Below are 812 nucleotides of genomic sequence, written 5' to 3'. Positions count from 1 at the left end.
CCTAAGGGAGGGCAGCTCTCCGCCATAACGCCTCACTACCCTAGAGTGATCTATAGCGTTATCGGGCCTTAGCAGTACGAGACCTAGCCCGCCAGGCCTTCCTGCCTCCCCTGGCGGGCTCCTTCCTTGATGTTTCTTGCCTACAGATCCAGACATGTCGCTGCCTGCCCTGCCCTACGTGCATGAGGTTGTTGTAGCAACACATCTCGCTATGCTTTTATCTATATAGCGATCAATTGTGGTGACCAAGACTTCGATGAGCGACAGAACCTACCCCTACACCGCATGGCTGCTGACACGGAATTTTCAGTTGCTGGAGGTCGAACTCGTGGACCAGGGATTCGCTAACAGCGCATATGACCGCACTGACAAGGGCCGCAATTACCACGTTGACGAACTTTTTCTTACGAAAGCCAGGGCCATTGCGTTCGGTGAAGCCAAGCTTGCAGCGCTTGCCAAGGAGCTGGAAAGACGTCAAAGAGGGTTACTGAAGCGACGATTGGAGTTGCAAAGATGCAAATGAAATTGTCTTGCACAAGCATCCGCAAGGGTAGATAGCGGGGCCCTTTGGTAGTCTCTGACCGGAGAGATATCTTGAGCTTGATGGCTTTGTCTAGCAATCGGGCGGTCAGGTGCGCATCTGGTCGGACGTGGTTGAGACCACGACAGTCTGCATTCACCTGCTGCGGTATCTGGAGGAAACTCCCAAGTTCCGGGCAAATCCAGTTGATCAGTGCGCGGTCAGCTTGTGGCAGATGGCTTGCAGCTGAGTCAAGGTGAAATGTCAGCAGTTTTGCTGCTTGACCAACTAC

The 812-nt window shown here is 53.4% G+C and carries 1 protein-coding gene; it reads left to right on the top strand.

Annotated elements, in window-relative coordinates:
• Positions 1–256: 256 nt before the first annotated feature.
• Positions 257–523: a hypothetical protein gene (locus ABEH28_RS27310; protein WP_065986121.1), complete on the top strand. Its 267-nt coding sequence runs from the start codon at positions 257–259 to the stop codon at positions 521–523.
• The last annotated feature ends 289 nt before the right edge of the window (positions 524–812 follow it).

The sequence above is a fragment of the Pseudomonas sp. Ps21-P2 genome, from assembly GCF_039672565.1.
Lineage (GTDB): Bacteria > Pseudomonadota > Gammaproteobacteria > Pseudomonadales > Pseudomonadaceae > Aquipseudomonas.
The sequence above is the reverse complement of the archived record's forward strand: the minus strand, read 5'-3'. Positions and strand labels throughout refer to the sequence as shown.

Excerpts from the sequence above, each read along its gene's own strand:
- ABEH28_RS27310 (WP_065986121.1), top strand. The coding sequence starts at position 257 with ATGAGCGACAGAACCTACCCCTACACCGCATGGCTGCTGACACGGAAT.